We start from the raw sequence: 15,658 nt of genomic DNA, 5'->3' as shown, positions 1-15,658 counted from the left end.
TCAGCGGACCGGCCGGCCCGCGCCCACCTCGCCGCGCCCGCGGGAGCGGTACACGACGTACGGCCGCACCAGGTAGCCCAGCGGCGCCGTGAAGGCGTGGATCAGGCGGGTGAAGGGCCACAGGGCGAACAGGGCCATGGCGAGCAGGGCGTGCAGGCGGTACACCAGCGGCGCCTCGGCCATGGCCGTCACGTCCGGGTCCAGGGCGAACAGGCTGCGGAACCAGACGGAGACGCCGAGCCGGTAGTCGTACGAGGACTCGGCCGTCGCGCCGGACGCGGTGGCCGTCAGGCCGGCGAGGACGACCGTGATCAGGAGGGGGTGGACCACCCGGTCGCCCCGGCTGGTCGCGGCTCTGATCGCCGGGGTGCGCAGGCGGCGGTACAGCAGGAGGGCGAGGCCCGCGAGCGTGGCCAGGCCCGCCGTGCCGCCCGCGATCAGGGCGTTGGCGTGGTAGACGTGCTCGCTGACGTGGAGGCGGTCGGTCAGCGACTCGGGGACCAGGAGGCCCGCGACATGGCCGGCGATCACGAACAGCAGGCCGTAGTGGAAGAGCGGGCCCGCCACCCGCAGCAGCCGGCTCTCGTGCAGCTGGCTGGAGCGGGTGGTGAAGCCGAAGCGGTCGTAGTGGTACCGCCAGGCGGTGCCCGCCACCAGCACCACCAGCGTCAGGTACGGCAGGACGCCCCACAGGGCGGTGTGCAGGTGCCTCATCGGCGGACTCCTTCGTCGTTCGGCCGCGGCTGGGCGGGGAAGGGGCCCAGGACGTCCAGGCCCACCGCCTCGGCCGGCGGACCGGTACGGGTCAGGCGCAGGGCCTCCTCGCGGCTGGCCGGTGCCTGGCCCGGCAGGCACCGGCAGACGGCCTGGAGGAGGGCGGCGTAAGGGCTGCGGTGGGCTTCGAGGGCGTAGCGCAGGACCTCGGTCGCCGCGCGGTGCTCCGTCAGCAGTGCGGTGCCCGCCTCGGGGGTGCGGGCGGCGAACTCCAGCATCAGCGGCAGGAAGTCCGGCAGTTCGTCGTCCGGAGGGAGCCAGCCGTGGGCGCGGTACACGGACTTGATGCGGGCCAGCGCGGCGCCCCGGCGGCGGGTGTCGCCGTCGGTGTAGTAGGTGAGGTACAGGCAGCGGCGGCGGCTGCGGTCGAAGGTGGCGACGTAGCGGGCGGCGACGGCGAGGGGGTCCTCCCGCTCCGCCCGGTCGCAGAAGGAGAGCAGGAGTTGGATCTCGGGGCCGGGGAGCGCGGCGACCGTCTCGCGGACGGTGCGCGGGCGGCGGGGCCAGTCCCGGTCCGGGTAGCCGAGGAGCAGGGCGGCGGCCTGGAAGACGACCGGGGCGGTGGTGCGCGTTCCGGTACGGCCGCGGTTCACAGCTCGGGCTCCGTCCGCACGGTGCCGCGGGCCCGCGGGAAGAGGCCGTTCGGGCGCCCCTTCCCGTTCCAGTTCAGGAGGTTGACCCGGCCGCGCAGCGCCGACGTGCCGGAGCCGCCGGTCGGCGGTGCGTGGAAGGTGCCGGGGTCGAACTCCTCGAAGCCGGGACCGCCCCCCGCGCCGTCAGGCATCATCCCCGGGCCGCCCACGCCGTCCAGGCTGCACCCCGCTCCGGTGCCGCCGGGGTCGGGGACGGAGCCGGTGTAGGCGGTCGGGATGACGTACCGCTCGTCGTACTTGGCGAGGGCGAGCAGCCGGTACAGCTCCAGGATGCCCGGCTCGTCCAGTCCGACCGCCTCGGCGATCCGCGGGTCCTGTTCCTCGCCGAGGTTGACGCGCCGCATGTGGGAGCGCATCGCGGCCAGCCGGCACAGGGCGGCCTCGACGGGTCCGGGATCGCCCGCGGTGAAGAGTTCGGCGAGGTAGCCGAGGGGGATGCGCAGCGTGTCGATCGCGCCGAACAGCGCGGCCGGGTCCTCCCCGTCGTGCCCGCTGCCGGTGAGGGCGTCGACGACCGGGGAGAGCGGCGGGACGTACCAGACCATCGGCATGGTGCGGTACTCCGGGTGCAGCGGGAGCGCGACGCGGTAGCGGGTGATGAGGGCGCCCACCGGGGAGCGGCGCGCGGCCTCGACCCAGTCGTGCGGGATGCCGGAGGCTTCCGCAGCGCGGGCCACCTCCGGGTCGCCGGGGTCGAGGAAGCAGCCGAGCTGGGCCTCGTACAGGTCCTTCTCGTCGGTGACGGAGGCGGCGGCGCCTACTTTGTCGGGGTCGTAGAGCATGACGCCGAGGTAGCGGAGCCGGCCGACGCAGGTCTCGGAGCAGACCGTCGGGTCGCCCGCCTCGATGCGCGGGTAGCAGAAGGTGCACTTCTCGGCCTTGCCGGTGGCGTGGTTGAAGTAGACCTTCTTGTACGGGCAGCCGCTGACGCACATCCGCCAGCCCCGGCAGCGGTCCTGGTCGACCAGGACGATGCCGTCCTCGACGCGCTTGTACAGGGCGCCGGAGGGGCAGACGGCGACGCAGGACGGGTTGAGGCAGTGCTCGCAGATGCGGGGCAGGTAGAACATGAACGCCCGCTCGTAGTCGAGGCGCACCTTCTCGCTCATCCGGGCCAGCAGCGGGTCGGCGGCGAGCTGGTCGGGGCCGCCGCCGAGGTCGTCGTCCCAGTTGGGGCCCCAGGTGATCTCCGCGGGCCGGCCGTCGATCAGGGAGCGGGGCGGGGCGGTGGGGATGTCGTCGCCGAGGGGGGCGGTGGTGAGGTTCTCGTAGTCGTAGGTCCAGGGCTGGTAGTAGTCGTCGAGGGTGGGGAGTTCGGGGTTGGCGAAGAGGCGGGCGAGGCGGCGGGCGCGGCCGCCGCTGCGCGGGACGAGGCGCCCGCCCTTGAGGTGCCAGCCGCCCTTCCACTTCTCCTGGTCCTCGTGGCCGCGGGGGTAGCCCTGGCCGGGCCGGGTCTCGACGTTGTTGAACCAGGCGTACTCGGTGCCGGTGCGGTTGGTCCAGGTCTGTTTGCAGGTGACCGAGCAGGTGTGGCAGCCGATGCACTTGTCGAGGTTCATGACCATCGCCACCTGTGCCATGACGCGCATCAGTACGTGACCTCCTGGGAGCGGCGCCGGATCGTGGTGACGGCGTCGCGCTGGTTGCCGGTCGGGCCGTAGTAGTTGGGGGCGAAGGAGAGCTGGCCGTAGCCGCCGATGAGGTGGGTGGGCTTGACGAGCAGCTTGGTGAGCGAGTTGTGGACGCCGCCGCGGCGGCCGTTCGCCTCCGACTTGGGCACGTTCACCAGGCGCTCCTGGACGTGGTACATCAGCACCGTGCCGTCCGGGACGCGGTGCGAGACGATCGCGCGGGCGACCACGACGCCGTGCGCGTTGACGGCCTCGACCCAGTCGTTGTCGGCGGCGCCGATCGCATGGGCGTCGGCGGGGCTCATCCAGATGACGGGTCCGCCGCGGGCCAGGGTCTGCATCAGCAGGTTCTCCTGGTACTCGGAGTGGATGGACCACTTGGCGTGCGGGGTGAGGTAGCGCACGGTCACCGCGCGGCCGTCGCCGGTCGGGGTCGGTGCGTCGCCCAGCTCGGCGAGGTTCAGCGGGGGCCGGTAGACCGGGAGCTGCTCGCCCAGTTCCGCCATCCAGTCGTGGTCGACGTAGAAGTGCTGGCGGCCGGTGAGGGTGTGCCAGGGCTTCTTGTGCTCGGTGTTGACGGTGAAGGGCGAGTACCGCCGGTCGGGTGCCTCCTTGCCGGACCACTCGAAGCTCGCGCCGACCTGTACGGGCCGTTCCTGGGTGTCGGAGAAGACCACGCGCCGCTCCCCCACCGACGCGGCCAGCTCCGCGAGCCCGGCGCCGGCGCCGACCCGGTCGGCGAGGCGGTCGAAGCCCTCGGCGGCGAGGCGGCCGTTGGTGGTGCCGGACAGGGCGAGGATCGCCTCGCAGAACTTGACGTCGGTGTCGAGCAGGGGGCGTCCGCGGGCCGGTCCGGCGGGCGCGGTGCCGCAGCGAGCGGCGAGCCAGCGGGCCTCCTCGTGCGGGTTGACGGTGACGCCCTTGACGGTCATGCCGTGTTCCTCGGCCAGCGGCCCGAAGGCGGCGAGCCGGTCGGCGACGGCCGTGTAGTCCCGTTCCACCAAGGACACTTGCGGGGCGTTGCGGCCGGGCTCGATGGGGGTGCGGCCGTCGCGCCAGTCGGTGACCCGGCCGCCGGGCTGGGCGGTCTCGCCGGGGGTGTCGTGCTGGAGGGCGGTGGCGACCAGGTCGTGGGCCGTGTCGAGGCGGCCGGCGGCGAGTTCGCCGAAGCGGCGGGCGAGCGAGTGGAAGATCTCGAAGTCGGTGCGCGCCTGCCAGGGCGGGTTGATCGCCGGGCTGAAGGCGTGCACGAAGGGGTGCATGTCCGTGGAGGACAGGTCGTGCTTCTCGTACCAGGTGGCGGCGGGCAGTACGAGGTCGGAGAAGAGCGTCGTGGAGGTCATCCGGAAGTCGAGGCTCAGCAGCAGGTCGAGCTTGCCCTGCGGGGCGTCGTCGCGCCAGGCCACGGAGCGGGGCCGGTGCCCGGGCGGTGCCTCGTCGGCGGTGGCACCGTCCCGGGCGCCGAGCAGGTGGCGCAGGAAGTACTCGTTGCCCTTGGCGGAGGAGCCGATCAGGTTGGCCCGCCACACGGTCAGCACGCGCGGCCAGTTGCGGGGCGCGTCGGGGTCCTCGCAGGCGAAGTCGACGGCGCCCGAGCCGAGTTGCTCCGCGATCCAGTCGCCCGGTTCCTGACCGCTCTCCCGGACGCGGCGGCCGAGGTCGAGCGGGTTGGCGTCGAAGGTCGGGTACGACGGCATCCAGCCGAGCCGGGCGGACTGGGCGACCAGGTCGGCGGTGTGCAGCCCGGCGAGGGTGCCGGGCGCGGTGGGCGACGCAAGGGCGTCGGCCGCGTGGGACTCGTACCGCCACTGGCCGGAATGCAGGTACCAGTACGGGGTGCCCGCCATCTGCCGCGAGGGCCTGACCCAGTCGGCGGCCGAGGACAGCTGCTGCCAGCCGGTGTACGGGCGGACCTTCTCCTGGCCGACGTAGTGCGCCCAGCCGCCGCCGTTGACGCCCTGGCAGCCGGTGAGGATGAGCAGGGAGAGGAAGGAGCGGTAGATGGTGTCGGAGTGGAACCAGTGGTTGGTGCCGGCGCCCATGACGATCATGCAGCGGCCGCGGGTCTGCTCGGCGGTGCGCGCGAACTCCCGGGCGGTGCGGACCGCCGCGTGGGCCGGGACGGAGGTGATGCGCTCCTGCCAGGCGGGGGTGCAGGGTTCGTCGGCGTCGTCGTAGCCGGTGGGCCAGTGGCCGGCGAGGCCGGGCCGGGCCACGGCGTACTGGGCGAGCAGCAGGTCGTAGACGGTGGTGACGAGCCGGCCGCCGACCTCCCGGGCCGGTACGCCGCGTACGACGGTGGCGCCCGGTTCGTCGAAGCGGGGCAGCACCACCTCGACACCGTTGTCAGGGCGGCCGCCGGTGTGCCCGTGCAGGGTGAGGAGCGGGTCGACCCCGCCGAGGTCGAGGTTCCAGCGCCCCGCACCGCCCTTGCCCCAGCGGTCGCCGAGGGTGCCGTTCGGGACGACGACGTCGTCGGTGTCGGCGTCGATCAGCACCGGCATCCAGGCCCGCGCCCCCTCGGCGGCGTGCCGGCCGAGGCCGAGGTCGGCGGCGGTGACGAACTTGCCGGGTGTGTAGCCGCCCTGCTTGTGCTCGTCGGCGTACTCGTCGAGGGCGACCAGGAAGGGCAGGTCGGTGAAGCGCTTCACGTAGTCGGTGAAGTACGGCACCTGCCGGCGCACGAAGAACTCGGTGAGCAGCACGTGCCCCATCGCCATGGCGAGCGCCCCGTCGGTGCCGGGGTGCGGGTGCAGCCACTCGTCGGCGAACTTGGTGGCGTCCGCGTAGTCCGGCGAGACGACGACGACCTTCTGGCCGCGGTAGCGGGCCTCCGCCATCCAGTGGGCGTCCGGGGTGCGGGTGACGGGGACGTTGGAGCCCCACAGCATCAGATGGGCCGCGTCCCACCAGTCCCCCGACTCCGGTACGTCGGTCTGGTCGCCGAAGACCTGCGGGGAGGCGATCGGCAGGTCGGCGTACCAGTCGTAGAAGGAGATCATCGGGGCGCCGATGAGGGAGTGGTAGCGGGCGCCGACCGCGTGCGAGGCCATGGACATGGCGGGGATCGGGGAGAATCCGGCGACCCGGTCGGGCCCGTACTCGGCGATGGTGTGCACCTGGGCGGCGGCGGCGATCTCCAGGGCCTCGTCCCAGTCGAGCCGGACGAAACCGCCGTGCCCACGGGCCGACTGGTAACGCCGCCGCATCTCGGGGTCACCGGTCAGCTCGGCCCAGGCGGCCACCGGATCGCCGCCGTGCCGGCGCTTCGCCTCCCGGTACATTTCCACCAGGACGCCGCGGGCCAACGGATGGCGAACGCGAGTGGGCGAATAGGTGTACCAGGAAAAGGACGCGCCGCGCGGACAGCCGCGGGGCTCGTACTCGGGCCGGTCGGGGCCGACGCTCGGATAATCCGTCTGCTGGGTCTCCCAGGTGATCAGACCGTCCTTGACGTACACCTTCCACGAGCAGGAACCCGTGCAGTTGACGCCGTGTGTGGAGCGCACGACTTTGTCATGCGCCCACCGCTCCCGATAAGGACTGTCATTGACTTTCTGGTCCGTGCGGTACACGGCCCTCAGATCGAGGGTGGTCGGGGACTTCCGTAGCAGCTGACCGGCCTTCAGCAGCCGGTCCGCGGCGTCGGCCGCGGCCTTCGCCCTGCTTCGCACCACGTTGCCATCTCCTTGCGAACGCGACGGAGCGATGCCCGCCGGGTTTCGGCGGGCATGCTGTGTGCCGCTTTCAGCATCTCGCCGGAATTCGCAGCAGAAACGATATTCCAGCACCCTTTGCGGAGGCGGGGGCGAAGGTTTTGATCCGCTTTGCAATAGTTGTCATGCGCATATTCTTCGACTGCGCCGACTTTCAGCCATGAATGCCGGGAGAACTCACCCGACCGTCCTCTCCGCCAGGAATTCGGCCCACGTCAGCTTGCCGACCAGCGCGTCTTCCAGGGTGAGATTCTCGCCAGAACGGTACGCGCGACCCGCTTTCCCGGGAATGCGCACCGGCAGCTTCGGGCGCCGGCTGCCGCCGCGCAGGTCGAGATAGGAACGGGCCAGCGTGGCCAGATCGAGGACCTCGGGTCCGGTCATGTCGGGGACCCGGCCGGACGGCTCGCCCAGGGTCAGTTCGGCCATGCGCGCGGCGACCTCGCGGGCGGCGACCGGTTGCAGACGCAGCCCGCCCGGGACCGGGAGGACCGGCAGCCGGGTCATCTTCTCGATCATCGTCAGGGTCAGCTCGTGGAACTGGGCCGCCCGCAGCACCGTCCAGCCGATGCCCGAGCCGGCGATCGCCCGCTCCGACTCCAGCTTGGTGCGCAGCCAGGCCAGCGGGACCCGGTCGGCGCCCACGACGGAGATGTACGCCAGGTGCCCCACGTCCGCGCGGACGGCGGCGCGCACCAGGGTGCGGGTCGCCTCGTCGTCGCCCTTGGGGCCGCCCGCCATGTGCAGGATGGTGCGCACACCGTCGACGGCGGCCTCGACGCCCTCGCCGGTGCGCAGGTCGCCGGTGACGTGGGTGACGCCGTCACCGTCGGTGGGGCGGGGCTGCCGGGTGAGGACGCGGACCTCGTGGCCGGCCGCCCGCAGCAGCGGGACGACGTGGCCGCCGAGGGTGCCGGTGCCGCCGGTGACCAGCAGGGGCGTGCTGGAGGCCGAGGGGGTCGAGGGGTGGGTCATGGCTGCTCCCGGTGTCCGTGGCGTCCGGGGCGCGGGGTGGGAACCGATGTGGGACCGCCCCGCCCGGACGTCCGCCGTATGTGGTGGCGGTATGACCCGGGGCGGGGCGGCCGTGTGACAGGGCAGAGGGAAGAATCCGAGAAAATCTTCCCCCGGGATCAGATCGTCGCGGTGTCGATCACGAAGCGGTACCGCACGTCGCTGGCCAGGACCCGCTCGTAGGCCTCGTTGACCTCGGACGCGGCGATCAGCTCGATCTCGGCGCCGATGCCGTGCTCGGCGCAGAAGTCCAGCATCTCCTGGGTCTCGGCGATGCCGCCGATCATGGAGCCGGAGAGGGACTTGCCGCCGCCGAGCAGCGCGAAGAGGTTGAGGGAGACCGGCTCCTCGGGGGCGCCGACGTTGGCCAGCGTGCCCTCGGTCTTCAGCAGCCCCAGGTAGGCGCCGAGGTCGAGCGGGGCCGAGACCGTGGAGACGATCAGGTCGAAGGTGCCGGCCAGCTCCTCGAAGGTGGCCGGGTCGCTGGTCGCGTAGTAGTGGTCGGCGCCCAGCTTCAGGCCGTCGTCCTTCTTGCGCAGGGACTGCGACAGCACGGTCACCTCGGCGCCCAGGGCGTGCGCGAGCTTGACGGCCATGTGGCCGAGGCCGCCCAGGCCGATGACGGCGACCTTCTTGCCGGGGCCCGCGTTCCAGCGCTTGAGCGGGGAGTACGTGGTGATACCGGCGCACAGCAGGGGCGCGGCCTCGTCCAGGGAGATGCCCTCGGGGATGCCGAGGACGAAGTTCTCGTCGACGACGACCTTCTCGGAGTAGCCGCCGTAGGTGGGCTCGCCGTCCTTGCCGACGCCGTTGTACGTCATCACGTTGCCGCCCGTGCAGTACTGCTCGCGGCCGGCCTTGCAGTTGTCGCACTCGCGGCAGGAGTCGACCATGCAGCCGACGCCCACCCGGTCGCCGACGGCGAACTTGGTGACACCGGGGCCGACGGCCTCGACGACGCCCGCGATCTCGTGGCCGGGGACCATCGGGAAGATGGCCTCGCCCCAGCCCTCGCGGACCTGGTGGATGTCGGAGTGGCAGATGCCGGCGAACTTGATGTCGATCAGGACGTCGTGCTCACGCACCTCGCGCCGCTCGATGGTGGTGCGCTCCAGCGGCGCCTTGGCGGCGGGTGCTGCGTACGCGGCGACAGTGGTCATGCCGGGTTCTCCGGGATTCTCTTGGCGTGACTGGGTGATGCTTCCACCCTGCCTGTCACCCGCGGATCCACCCAGACCACGGCTTTGCGTACGACCGGCGTGCCTACCACCGACGGGGACAGGCTCGTGTGCGTACGACCGGGAATACGTCCGGCGATACTGGAAGCATGGACGGACAGCTTGACCGGCGGGCCGAACTGAGCGAGTTCCTGCGCACCCGGCGGGCGCGGCTGCAGCCGGAGGACGTGGGCCTGGAGTCGTACGGACGCCGGCGCAGGGTGCCGGGGCTGCGGCGCGAGGAGCTGGCGCAGCTGGCCGGGGTCTCGGTGGCGTACTACACCCGCCTCGAACAGGGCAACGGGCAGAACGTGTCGGCGGAGGTCCTGGACGCCATCGCCCGCGCGCTGCGGCTGACCGACGCGGAGCAGGCCCACCTGACGCACCTGGCGAGGCCGAAGCAGCAGCGCAGGCGGGCGTCGGCGGGCGTCGGCCGGCAGCGACCGGTGCGGGTGGCGCTGCTCCAGCTCCTGGAGTCGATCGACACGGTGCCGGCGTACGTGACGGGCCGCCGCTCGGAGATCCTCGCCTGGAACCGGATGGCCGCCGCCCTCTTCGGCGACTGGGGCAAGCTGCCCCCCGCCGAGCGGAACTGGGCGCGGCTGGTCTTCCTGAACCCGGACTACCGCGAGCTGTTCGTCGACTGGGACCAGAAGGCCTACGACATGGTCAGCTTCCTGCGCATGGACGCGGGCCGGCACCCGGACGACCCGCGGCTGTCGGCGCTGGTGGGCGAGCTGTCGGTGAAGAGCGAGGAGTTCCGCCGCCTGTGGGCCACGCACGACGTCAAGGAGAAGAGCTACGGCGTCAAGCGGATGCGGCACCCGCTGGTCGGTGACCTGACCCTGTCCTTCGAGACCTTCCGCCTGGTCGACGACGACGAGCAGGCGTTCATCACCTACCACGCGGAGCCCGGCTCCCCGTCGGCGGACGGGCTGCGCCTGCTGGCGAGCTGGGGGACGGACGCGGCGGCCTCACTTCCCACGTGACGGGGACGGACGCGGCGGCCTCACTTCCCACGTGACGGGGCCGCACCCGGACGGCCGGCGCCGGGATCCCTTCAGGACTGGTCCAGGGCCCGCTCGATCGCGCGGCGGGCCCGGCCCGCGGCCGTCCGGTCGTGCTCGAGCTGCATCGCCGCGTTCAGCGCCAGTCCGGCAGCGACGATCTCGAACAACGCCTGGTCGACGTCGAATCCGGGAGGCAGCTCACCGTTGTCCACCGCCGCGGCCAGGTCCGCCCGCAGCTGGTCCCGCCAGCGCGTCCACACCTCGGCCACCGCGTCGCGGACCCGGCCGGGGCGGCCGTCGTACTCGGTGAGTGCCGCGGTCATCAGGCAGCCGCCGGGCAGCAGGGGCTCTTCGAGGTAGCCCACGGAGTTGGCGCACACCGCGCGCAGCCGCCGCAGCCCCGGCGGCTCGTCCAGCGCCGGCTCGACCACCCGGTGCCAGAAGTCCACGAACGCCTTGTCCAGGGTGGAGATCTGCAGCGTCTCCTTGGTGCCGAAGTGCTTGTGCACCCCGGACTTGCTCATCTCCAGCTCCTCGGCGAGCCGGCCGATGGTGATGCCGTCCAGCCCTTCCTCGGAGGCGATCTCGGCGGCACGGCCGAGGATCCGCCCCTTGGTGGCCTGCGCTTCCGCAGCTGAGCGTCGTGGTGACATGCGACAAGGATAGCGTACGCACGTTCGCTATTGATTTAGCGAACGTGCGTACGCTAAGTTCCGGAGCAGCCACCGGAACGAAGGAGTGCGAGATGCGGGTGCGACGACTGGGCTGGGCCGGAGTGGAGATCGAGGCGGGCGGCGAACGGCTGGTGATCGACTACGTGCGGGACCTCTCACCGCTGTTCACGGGGTGGCAGCCCGGCGTGGGACTGGCGGCGCCGAGCGGGCGGGCCTCCGCCGCGCTCGTCACCCACCTGCACCGGGACCACACCGACGCGTCCGCGCTCTCGGACGTGCTGACGCCCGGGGCGCCGGTGCTGCGCCCGGCACCCGGTCACGGCGACGACGTGGACAACGTGACGACGCTGCCGGCCGAGCGCGAGCTGGTCCGGCACCGGCTGGCCGCCGAGGTCGTGGACGTCTGGTCCACGCGCGACCTCGGGCCGTTCCGCGTCACGGCGGTCCCCGCCGTGGACGGGCTGGGCGACCCGCAGGTGAACTGGGTGGTGCAGGCCGACGGACAGCGGGTCTTCCACGGCGGCGACACGATGTTCCACGGCTACTGGTGGCTCGTCGCCCGCCGGTTCAGCCCGTTCGACGTGGTGCTCCTGCCCGCCAACGGCGCGGTGGTCGACGCACCGCACCTGCAGCCGCCGAGCCCGGTGCCCGCCGCGCTGGACCCGCGGCAGGCGGCCGCGGCGGCGGAGATCCTCGACGCCCGCTACGCGGTGCCGGTCCACTACGAGCCGGAGCAGCCGGACAAGATCCCCGGCTACGCCGAGGTCCCCGACCCCGCGGCCGAGTTCCGCGCGCACGCCGGACGGCGGGCACGCGTACTGGCCGTCGGTGAGTGGCTCGACCTGACCACGTGACCGACCGCCGGAGCGCGCACGGTGGGCCGGAAACGCGCGGGCGCCCGCCGCTCCCGTGCGGGGAGGGGCGGGCGCCCGTGTGAAGTACCGTCGGCGCGGAGGGCGTTCGGCGTCAGACCGCCGAACCCGCCTTCCACTGGGCCCAGTCCATGTTCCAGCCGTTGAGGCCGTTGTCCGGGGAGATGGTCTTGTCGCCGGTGTTCTGGACGACGACCACGTCACCGATGATGGAGTTGTTGTAGAACCAGGCGCCCGGCGTGTTCGGGTCGTTCGCGCCCTTGGCGTCCTCCAGGCCCACGCAGCCGTGGCTGGTGTTGACGCTGCCGAAGATGCCCTTGCCCCAGTAGTTGCCGTGGATGAAGGTGCCGGAGGTGCTCAGGCGCATGGCGTGCGGCACGTCCTTGATGTCGTACTCGCCCTTGCCGTCGTCGTCGGTGAAGCCGACGGTCGAGCCGTCCATGCGGGTCTCCTTGTACTTCTCGGAGATCACCATCTGGCCTTCGTAGGTCTTGTTGTCCGGGGAGCCGGCGGAGATCGGGATGGTCTTGACGGTCTTGCCGTCCTGCGTGACCTTCATCTGCTTGGTCTTCGCGTCGACGTAGGAGACCTGGTTGCGGCCGATCTTGAAGGTGACCGTCTTCTGCTGGACGCCGTAGACGCCGTCGGCGCCCTCGACCCCGTCGAGCGCGAGCTTGAGGGTGACGGTCGAGCCCTCCTGCCAGTACTTCTCGGGGCGGCAGTCCATGCGCTGGGTGGAGAACCAGTGGCAGGCGACCTCCTGGCCGCTGCTGCTGTTGACCGTGATGCCCTTCTGGACGGCGGCCTTGTCGGTGATCTGCTTGTCGAAGTTGATCGACACGGGCATCCCGACGCCGACGGTCTTGCCGTCGTCCGGAGTGAAGGTCCCGATGAAGCTGTTCTGCGGGGAGACCGTGGTGAACGACGCGTTCTCGTGGGCGGCGCGGCCCTCGGAGTCCTGCGCGGTCGCCGTGATCTGGTACTTGGTGGCACGCTCCAGCTGACCGCTGGGCTTCCAGCTGGTCTTGTCGGCGGATATCTCGCCCTTGACCTCGGTGCCGTCCGAGGCGGTCATCTTCACCTCGGTGAGCGTGCCCTTGCTCACGGTGACGCCGGCGGCGTTGTTGATGGAGGCGTTGTCCGAGCCGCCCTTGGGTGTGATCTTGATCTGGGCCTCGGACGTCTTCTTGGCCGCCGCTTCGTCGACCTCGGCCTGCGAGGTCTTGCCGTCCCCACCCCCGGAGGTGTCGGCGTCGCTACTGGAACATGCCGAGAGCACCAGCACACCGCCGAGCAGTGCGGACGCGGCCATCAGGCCCTTGCGCCGCTTACCGTCCGTCATCACACGCTTCTCCATCGTTGCCGATTCCCGAAACCCCGAGATACCCCGTCAATAACTTTCAACGCTACGACCGGTTCGTCCCGTTCCACATCGCTCACGGGTGTGGGGCATGCCACGTTTGCCGCCGGAGACCGGAGGTGGTGCGGGGAGGCATCGGTCAGTGCGCACCGTGAGACGACGAAACCCCGGACGGCGGTTGCCGCCCGGGGTCACGAATTTCCCCACACCGCGTCAGCCGACCGTCATTTCCTCGTCTTCCGGGTCGTTCTCGCCGCCATCATCCTCGTCGAGGTCCCACTCGGGCGAATCGGGGTCGTAGTCGATCTGCTCACTGCTCCAGGAGGCCTGCCGCAGTTCGACTCCGGGCACCACGCTGACCAGGTCGAACGGGTCCACCAGATGCGCCAGGGCCTCGGCGGTGTCCTCCGTCACAGCGCGCTCGGAGTCGGCCCGTTCCGCGTCGGACAGCTCGGTGTCGTCGGCGAGGGCCTGCAGCGCGGCCCCGGTAACGGCCTCCTCGTCGTCGACCTCGAGAACCAGCTCGACGCGAATACGTACAAACCGTGATGTCTCAGGAGTGCTCATGCCCGGAGCGTAAGGCCGACCGCTCCCGTGACTTTCCCGTGACCCGCGCCTTTCACTAACATCTGCCCACACGGCCAATTCGCCAGCGCCACAAGGGGATCGATATTCCGTGTCATCCGCTCGCCGTTCCTTGCTGACCGCCGCCTCCGCGGGCGGCCTGCTGTGTGCCCTGTGGTTCGTCCCGTCGGCGAACGCGACACCCGAGACACCGGTGCTCGAGTCCGCGGCCGCCACCCCGTCTCCGCAGGTCACCGCCCAGGCGAGAGCCGCCTCCGCGGACGCGTCCACGGACACGGCGGCGACCGGCGAGGGCACGACCCGGCTGGCCGACACCGGCAGCTTCGACAGCACGCCCTACGTCGTCGGCGGCGCCCTCTGCCTCGGCCTCGGCGCCGGCTTCGTGGGCTACTCGGTACGCCGGGAACGCCTGGGCTTTTAAGAGAACTTGACGTTCTTTTGGCTCCCTTGACCGTTCGGGACCATCCCTGGCCATTCTTGACCGTCCGGTGTGCCCAGCAGGCAGCACGAGGGGCCCCGGCGTCGTCCCGCCGGGGCCCCTCGGACACGTGACCGTCCGCTAGCGCAGCGGCCCCGTGACCGTCTCCGCCGCCGCGACCAGGTGCCCGGCGCGTACGAACGCGTCCGCCGCGGCGAGGTCGGGCGCCAGGTAGCGGTCCGGTCCCGGTCCCTCCACGCCGGCCGCCCGTACGGCGTCGATGACGGCCTGCGACGCGGGCGCCGGGGTCAGTCCCTCACGGAGCTGGATCGCGCGCGTGGCGGCGTACAGCTCGACGGCGATCACGCGGGCCAGGTTGTCCACGGCCGTGCGCAGCTTGCGCGCCGCCGACCAGCCCATCGACACGTGGTCCTCCTGCATCGCGGAGGACGGGATGGAGTCCGCCGAGGCCGGTACGGCCAGCCGCTTCAACTCGCTGACCAGGGCGGCCTGTGTGTACTGGGCGATCATCAGCCCGGAGTCGACGCCCGCGTCGTCGGCGAGGAACGGCGGCAGGCCGTGGCTGCGGTTCTTGTCCAGGAGCCGGTCGGTGCGCCGCTCGGTGATCGAGCCGAGGTCGGCGACGGCGACGGCGAGGAAGTCCAGGACGTAGGCGACCGGGGCGCCGTGGAAGTTGCCGTTGGACTCCACCCTGCCGTCGGGCAGGACCACCGGGTTGTCCACGGCCGCGGCCAGCTCGCGCTCGGCGACGAGACCGGCGTGGGCCATGGTGTCGCGTCCGGCGCCCGCGACCTGCGGGGCGCAGCGCACGGAGTAGGCGTCCTGGACCCGCGGGGCGTCGTCCTGGTGGTGCCCGGTCAGGCCGGAGCCCCTGAGCACCGCGGCCATGTTCGCCGCGCTGGCGGCCTGCCCCGGGTGCGGGCGGATGGCGTGCAGCTCGGGCGCGAGCACCTTGTCGGTGCCGAGCAGCGCCTCCATGGTCAGGGCGGCGGTGATGTCGGCCGACTTGTAGAGGGTGTCGAGGTCGGCGAGGGCCATGACCAGCATGCCGAGCATGCCGTCGGTGCCGTTGAGGAGGGCGAGGCCCTCCTTCTCGCGCAGCTCGACCGGCGCGATCCCGTGCTCGGCGAGCAGCTCACCGGCCGGCCGCACGGTGCCGTCGGGGCCCTCGGCGTCGCCCTCGCCCATGAGGGTCAGCGCGCAGTGCGACAGCGGGGCGAGGTCGCCGGAGCAGCCCAGGGAGCCGTACTCGTGCACGACCGGGGTGATCCCGGCGTTCAGCACGTCGGCCATGGTCTGCGCGACCTCCGGGCGGACGCCGGTGTGCCCGGAGCAGACGGTCTTCAGCCGCAGGAACATCAGCGCGCGGACCACCTCGCGCTCGACGCGCGGCCCCATCCCGGCGGCGTGCGAGCGGACGATGTTGCGCTGCAGCTGGGCCCGCAGCTCGGGGCTGATGTGCCGGGTCGCCAGGGCGCCGAAGCCGGTACTCACGCCGTAGACGGGGTCCGGCTTGGCGGCCAGTGCGTCCACGATGCCGCGGGCCGCGGCCAGGGCGGCGACCGCGTCGCCGGAGAGTTCGATCCGGGCGCCGCCGCGCGCCACGGCGAGGACGTCGGACGCGGTGACCCCGGACGTCCCCACCACCACAGTGTGCATATCCATATTCAGGAGCGTACGCAGTGAATTCGATGATGTCACGAGGGGGTGCGT

The 15,658-nt window shown here is 71.7% G+C and carries 13 protein-coding genes; 3 read left to right on the top strand and 10 right to left on the bottom strand.

Going from position 1 to position 15,658, the window contains the following annotated elements; translation table 11 throughout:
* The 6 genes from narI to ACZ6IM_RS19595 all read right to left on the bottom strand — a co-directional run bounded on the left by narI (position 1) and on the right by ACZ6IM_RS19595 (position 8,948).
* Positions 1 to 714, bottom strand: coding sequence for a respiratory nitrate reductase subunit gamma (gene narI, locus ACZ6IM_RS19620; RefSeq protein WP_052839666.1), 714 nt, complete (start codon positions 712 to 714; stop codon positions 1 to 3).
* Positions 711 to 1,367 (bottom strand): nitrate reductase molybdenum cofactor assembly chaperone, encoded by a 657-nt coding sequence (narJ, locus tag ACZ6IM_RS19615; protein ID WP_052839667.1) that lies wholly within the window; start codon positions 1,365 to 1,367, stop codon positions 711 to 713. The genes narI and narJ overlap by 4 nt, the downstream gene beginning before the upstream one ends.
* Positions 1,364 to 3,016 carry a nitrate reductase subunit beta gene (narH, locus tag ACZ6IM_RS19610; protein ID WP_052839668.1) on the bottom strand — a complete coding sequence of 551 codons (1,653 nt, stop codon included), beginning with the start codon at positions 3,014 to 3,016 and terminating at the stop codon, positions 1,364 to 1,366. Before narH ends, narJ begins: the two co-directional genes overlap by 4 nt.
* A complete protein-coding gene (locus ACZ6IM_RS19605) occupies positions 3,016 to 6,735 on the bottom strand; it encodes a nitrate reductase subunit alpha (protein WP_052839669.1) in 3,720 nt (1,239 codons plus the stop codon). Before ACZ6IM_RS19605 ends, narH begins: the two co-directional genes overlap by 1 nt.
* Positions 6,736 to 6,951: 216 nt before the next feature.
* Complete coding sequence (locus ACZ6IM_RS19600) at positions 6,952 to 7,749, bottom strand: SDR family oxidoreductase (protein ID WP_469557761.1); 798 nt, start codon at positions 7,747 to 7,749, stop codon at positions 6,952 to 6,954.
* Between the two features lie 158 nt (positions 7,750 to 7,907).
* The gene (locus ACZ6IM_RS19595; protein WP_052839671.1) at positions 7,908 to 8,948 is read right to left on the bottom strand and encodes an NAD(P)-dependent alcohol dehydrogenase; all 1,041 of its coding nucleotides are present in this window, start codon (positions 8,946 to 8,948) and stop codon (positions 7,908 to 7,910) included.
* Positions 8,949 to 9,115: 167 nt separating this feature from the next.
* On the opposite strand from ACZ6IM_RS19595, the gene ACZ6IM_RS19590 reads away from it, so the two are divergent.
* The gene (locus tag ACZ6IM_RS19590; protein WP_052839672.1) at positions 9,116 to 9,994 is read left to right on the top strand and encodes a helix-turn-helix domain-containing protein; all 879 of its coding nucleotides are present in this window, start codon (positions 9,116 to 9,118) and stop codon (positions 9,992 to 9,994) included.
* Positions 9,995 to 10,065: 71 nt separating this feature from the next.
* Here the strand turns inward: ACZ6IM_RS19590 and ACZ6IM_RS19585 are convergent, their stop codons facing one another.
* Complete coding sequence (locus ACZ6IM_RS19585; RefSeq protein WP_052839673.1) at positions 10,066 to 10,668, bottom strand: TetR family transcriptional regulator C-terminal domain-containing protein; 603 nt, start codon at positions 10,666 to 10,668, stop codon at positions 10,066 to 10,068.
* Positions 10,669 to 10,760: 92 nt separating this feature from the next.
* Between ACZ6IM_RS19585 and ACZ6IM_RS19580 the strand changes: the two genes are divergently transcribed.
* Positions 10,761 to 11,543 carry an MBL fold metallo-hydrolase gene (locus ACZ6IM_RS19580; RefSeq protein ID WP_052839674.1) on the top strand — a complete coding sequence of 261 codons (783 nt, stop codon included), beginning with the start codon at positions 10,761 to 10,763 and terminating at the stop codon, positions 11,541 to 11,543.
* A 112-nt stretch (positions 11,544 to 11,655) separates the two neighbouring features.
* Here ACZ6IM_RS19580 and ACZ6IM_RS19575 read toward each other — a convergent pair whose 3' ends face one another.
* Both ACZ6IM_RS19575 and ACZ6IM_RS19570 read right to left on the bottom strand, forming a co-directional pair.
* Positions 11,656 to 12,903, bottom strand: a complete 1,248-nt coding sequence (locus ACZ6IM_RS19575; protein ID WP_052839859.1) for a L,D-transpeptidase — start codon at positions 12,901 to 12,903, stop codon at positions 11,656 to 11,658.
* 231 nt (positions 12,904 to 13,134) lie between these two features.
* On the bottom strand, positions 13,135 to 13,488 hold the full coding sequence (locus ACZ6IM_RS19570; protein WP_052839675.1) for a hypothetical protein: 354 nt from the start codon (positions 13,486 to 13,488) through the stop codon (positions 13,135 to 13,137).
* A 109-nt stretch (positions 13,489 to 13,597) separates the two neighbouring features.
* Here ACZ6IM_RS19570 and ACZ6IM_RS19565 point away from each other — a divergent pair, with 109 nt between their 5' ends.
* A complete protein-coding gene (locus ACZ6IM_RS19565; RefSeq protein WP_469557758.1) occupies positions 13,598 to 13,927 on the top strand; it encodes a hypothetical protein in 330 nt (109 codons plus the stop codon).
* Between the two features lie 138 nt (positions 13,928 to 14,065).
* Here the strand turns inward: ACZ6IM_RS19565 and hutH are convergent, their stop codons facing one another.
* Positions 14,066 to 15,604, bottom strand: coding sequence for a histidine ammonia-lyase (hutH, locus tag ACZ6IM_RS19560; RefSeq protein WP_052839677.1), 1,539 nt, complete (start codon positions 15,602 to 15,604; stop codon positions 14,066 to 14,068).
* Positions 15,605 to 15,658 lie beyond the last annotated feature (54 nt).

It is taken from the genome of Streptomyces sp. NPDC042336 (genome assembly GCF_055581985.1).
Note: the sequence above shows the minus strand (reverse complement) of the source record. Positions and strands in the feature narration are given on the sequence as shown.

What these genes read in the sequence shown, in the direction of transcription:
- narI (WP_052839666.1), bottom strand. Translation starts at nt 714, where the DNA reads ATGAGGCACCTGCACACCGCCCTGTGGGGCGTCCTGCCGTACCTGACG.
- narH (WP_052839668.1), bottom strand. Translation starts at nt 3,016, where the DNA reads ATGCGCGTCATGGCACAGGTGGCGATGGTCATGAACCTCGACAAGTGC.
- ACZ6IM_RS19600 (WP_469557761.1), bottom strand. Translation starts at nt 7,749, where the DNA reads ATGACCCACCCCTCGACCCCCTCGGCCTCCAGCACGCCCCTGCTGGTC.
- ACZ6IM_RS19595 (WP_052839671.1), bottom strand. Translation starts at nt 8,948, where the DNA reads ATGACCACTGTCGCCGCGTACGCAGCACCCGCCGCCAAGGCGCCGCTG.
- ACZ6IM_RS19590 (WP_052839672.1), top strand. Translation starts at nt 9,116, where the DNA reads ATGGACGGACAGCTTGACCGGCGGGCCGAACTGAGCGAGTTCCTGCGC.
- ACZ6IM_RS19585 (WP_052839673.1), bottom strand. Translation starts at nt 10,668, where the DNA reads ATGTCACCACGACGCTCAGCTGCGGAAGCGCAGGCCACCAAGGGGCGG.
- ACZ6IM_RS19580 (WP_052839674.1), top strand. Translation starts at nt 10,761, where the DNA reads ATGCGGGTGCGACGACTGGGCTGGGCCGGAGTGGAGATCGAGGCGGGC.
- ACZ6IM_RS19575 (WP_052839859.1), bottom strand. Translation starts at nt 12,903, where the DNA reads ATGACGGACGGTAAGCGGCGCAAGGGCCTGATGGCCGCGTCCGCACTG.
- ACZ6IM_RS19570 (WP_052839675.1), bottom strand. Translation starts at nt 13,488, where the DNA reads ATGAGCACTCCTGAGACATCACGGTTTGTACGTATTCGCGTCGAGCTG.
- hutH (WP_052839677.1), bottom strand. Translation starts at nt 15,604, where the DNA reads ATGCACACTGTGGTGGTGGGGACGTCCGGGGTCACCGCGTCCGACGTC.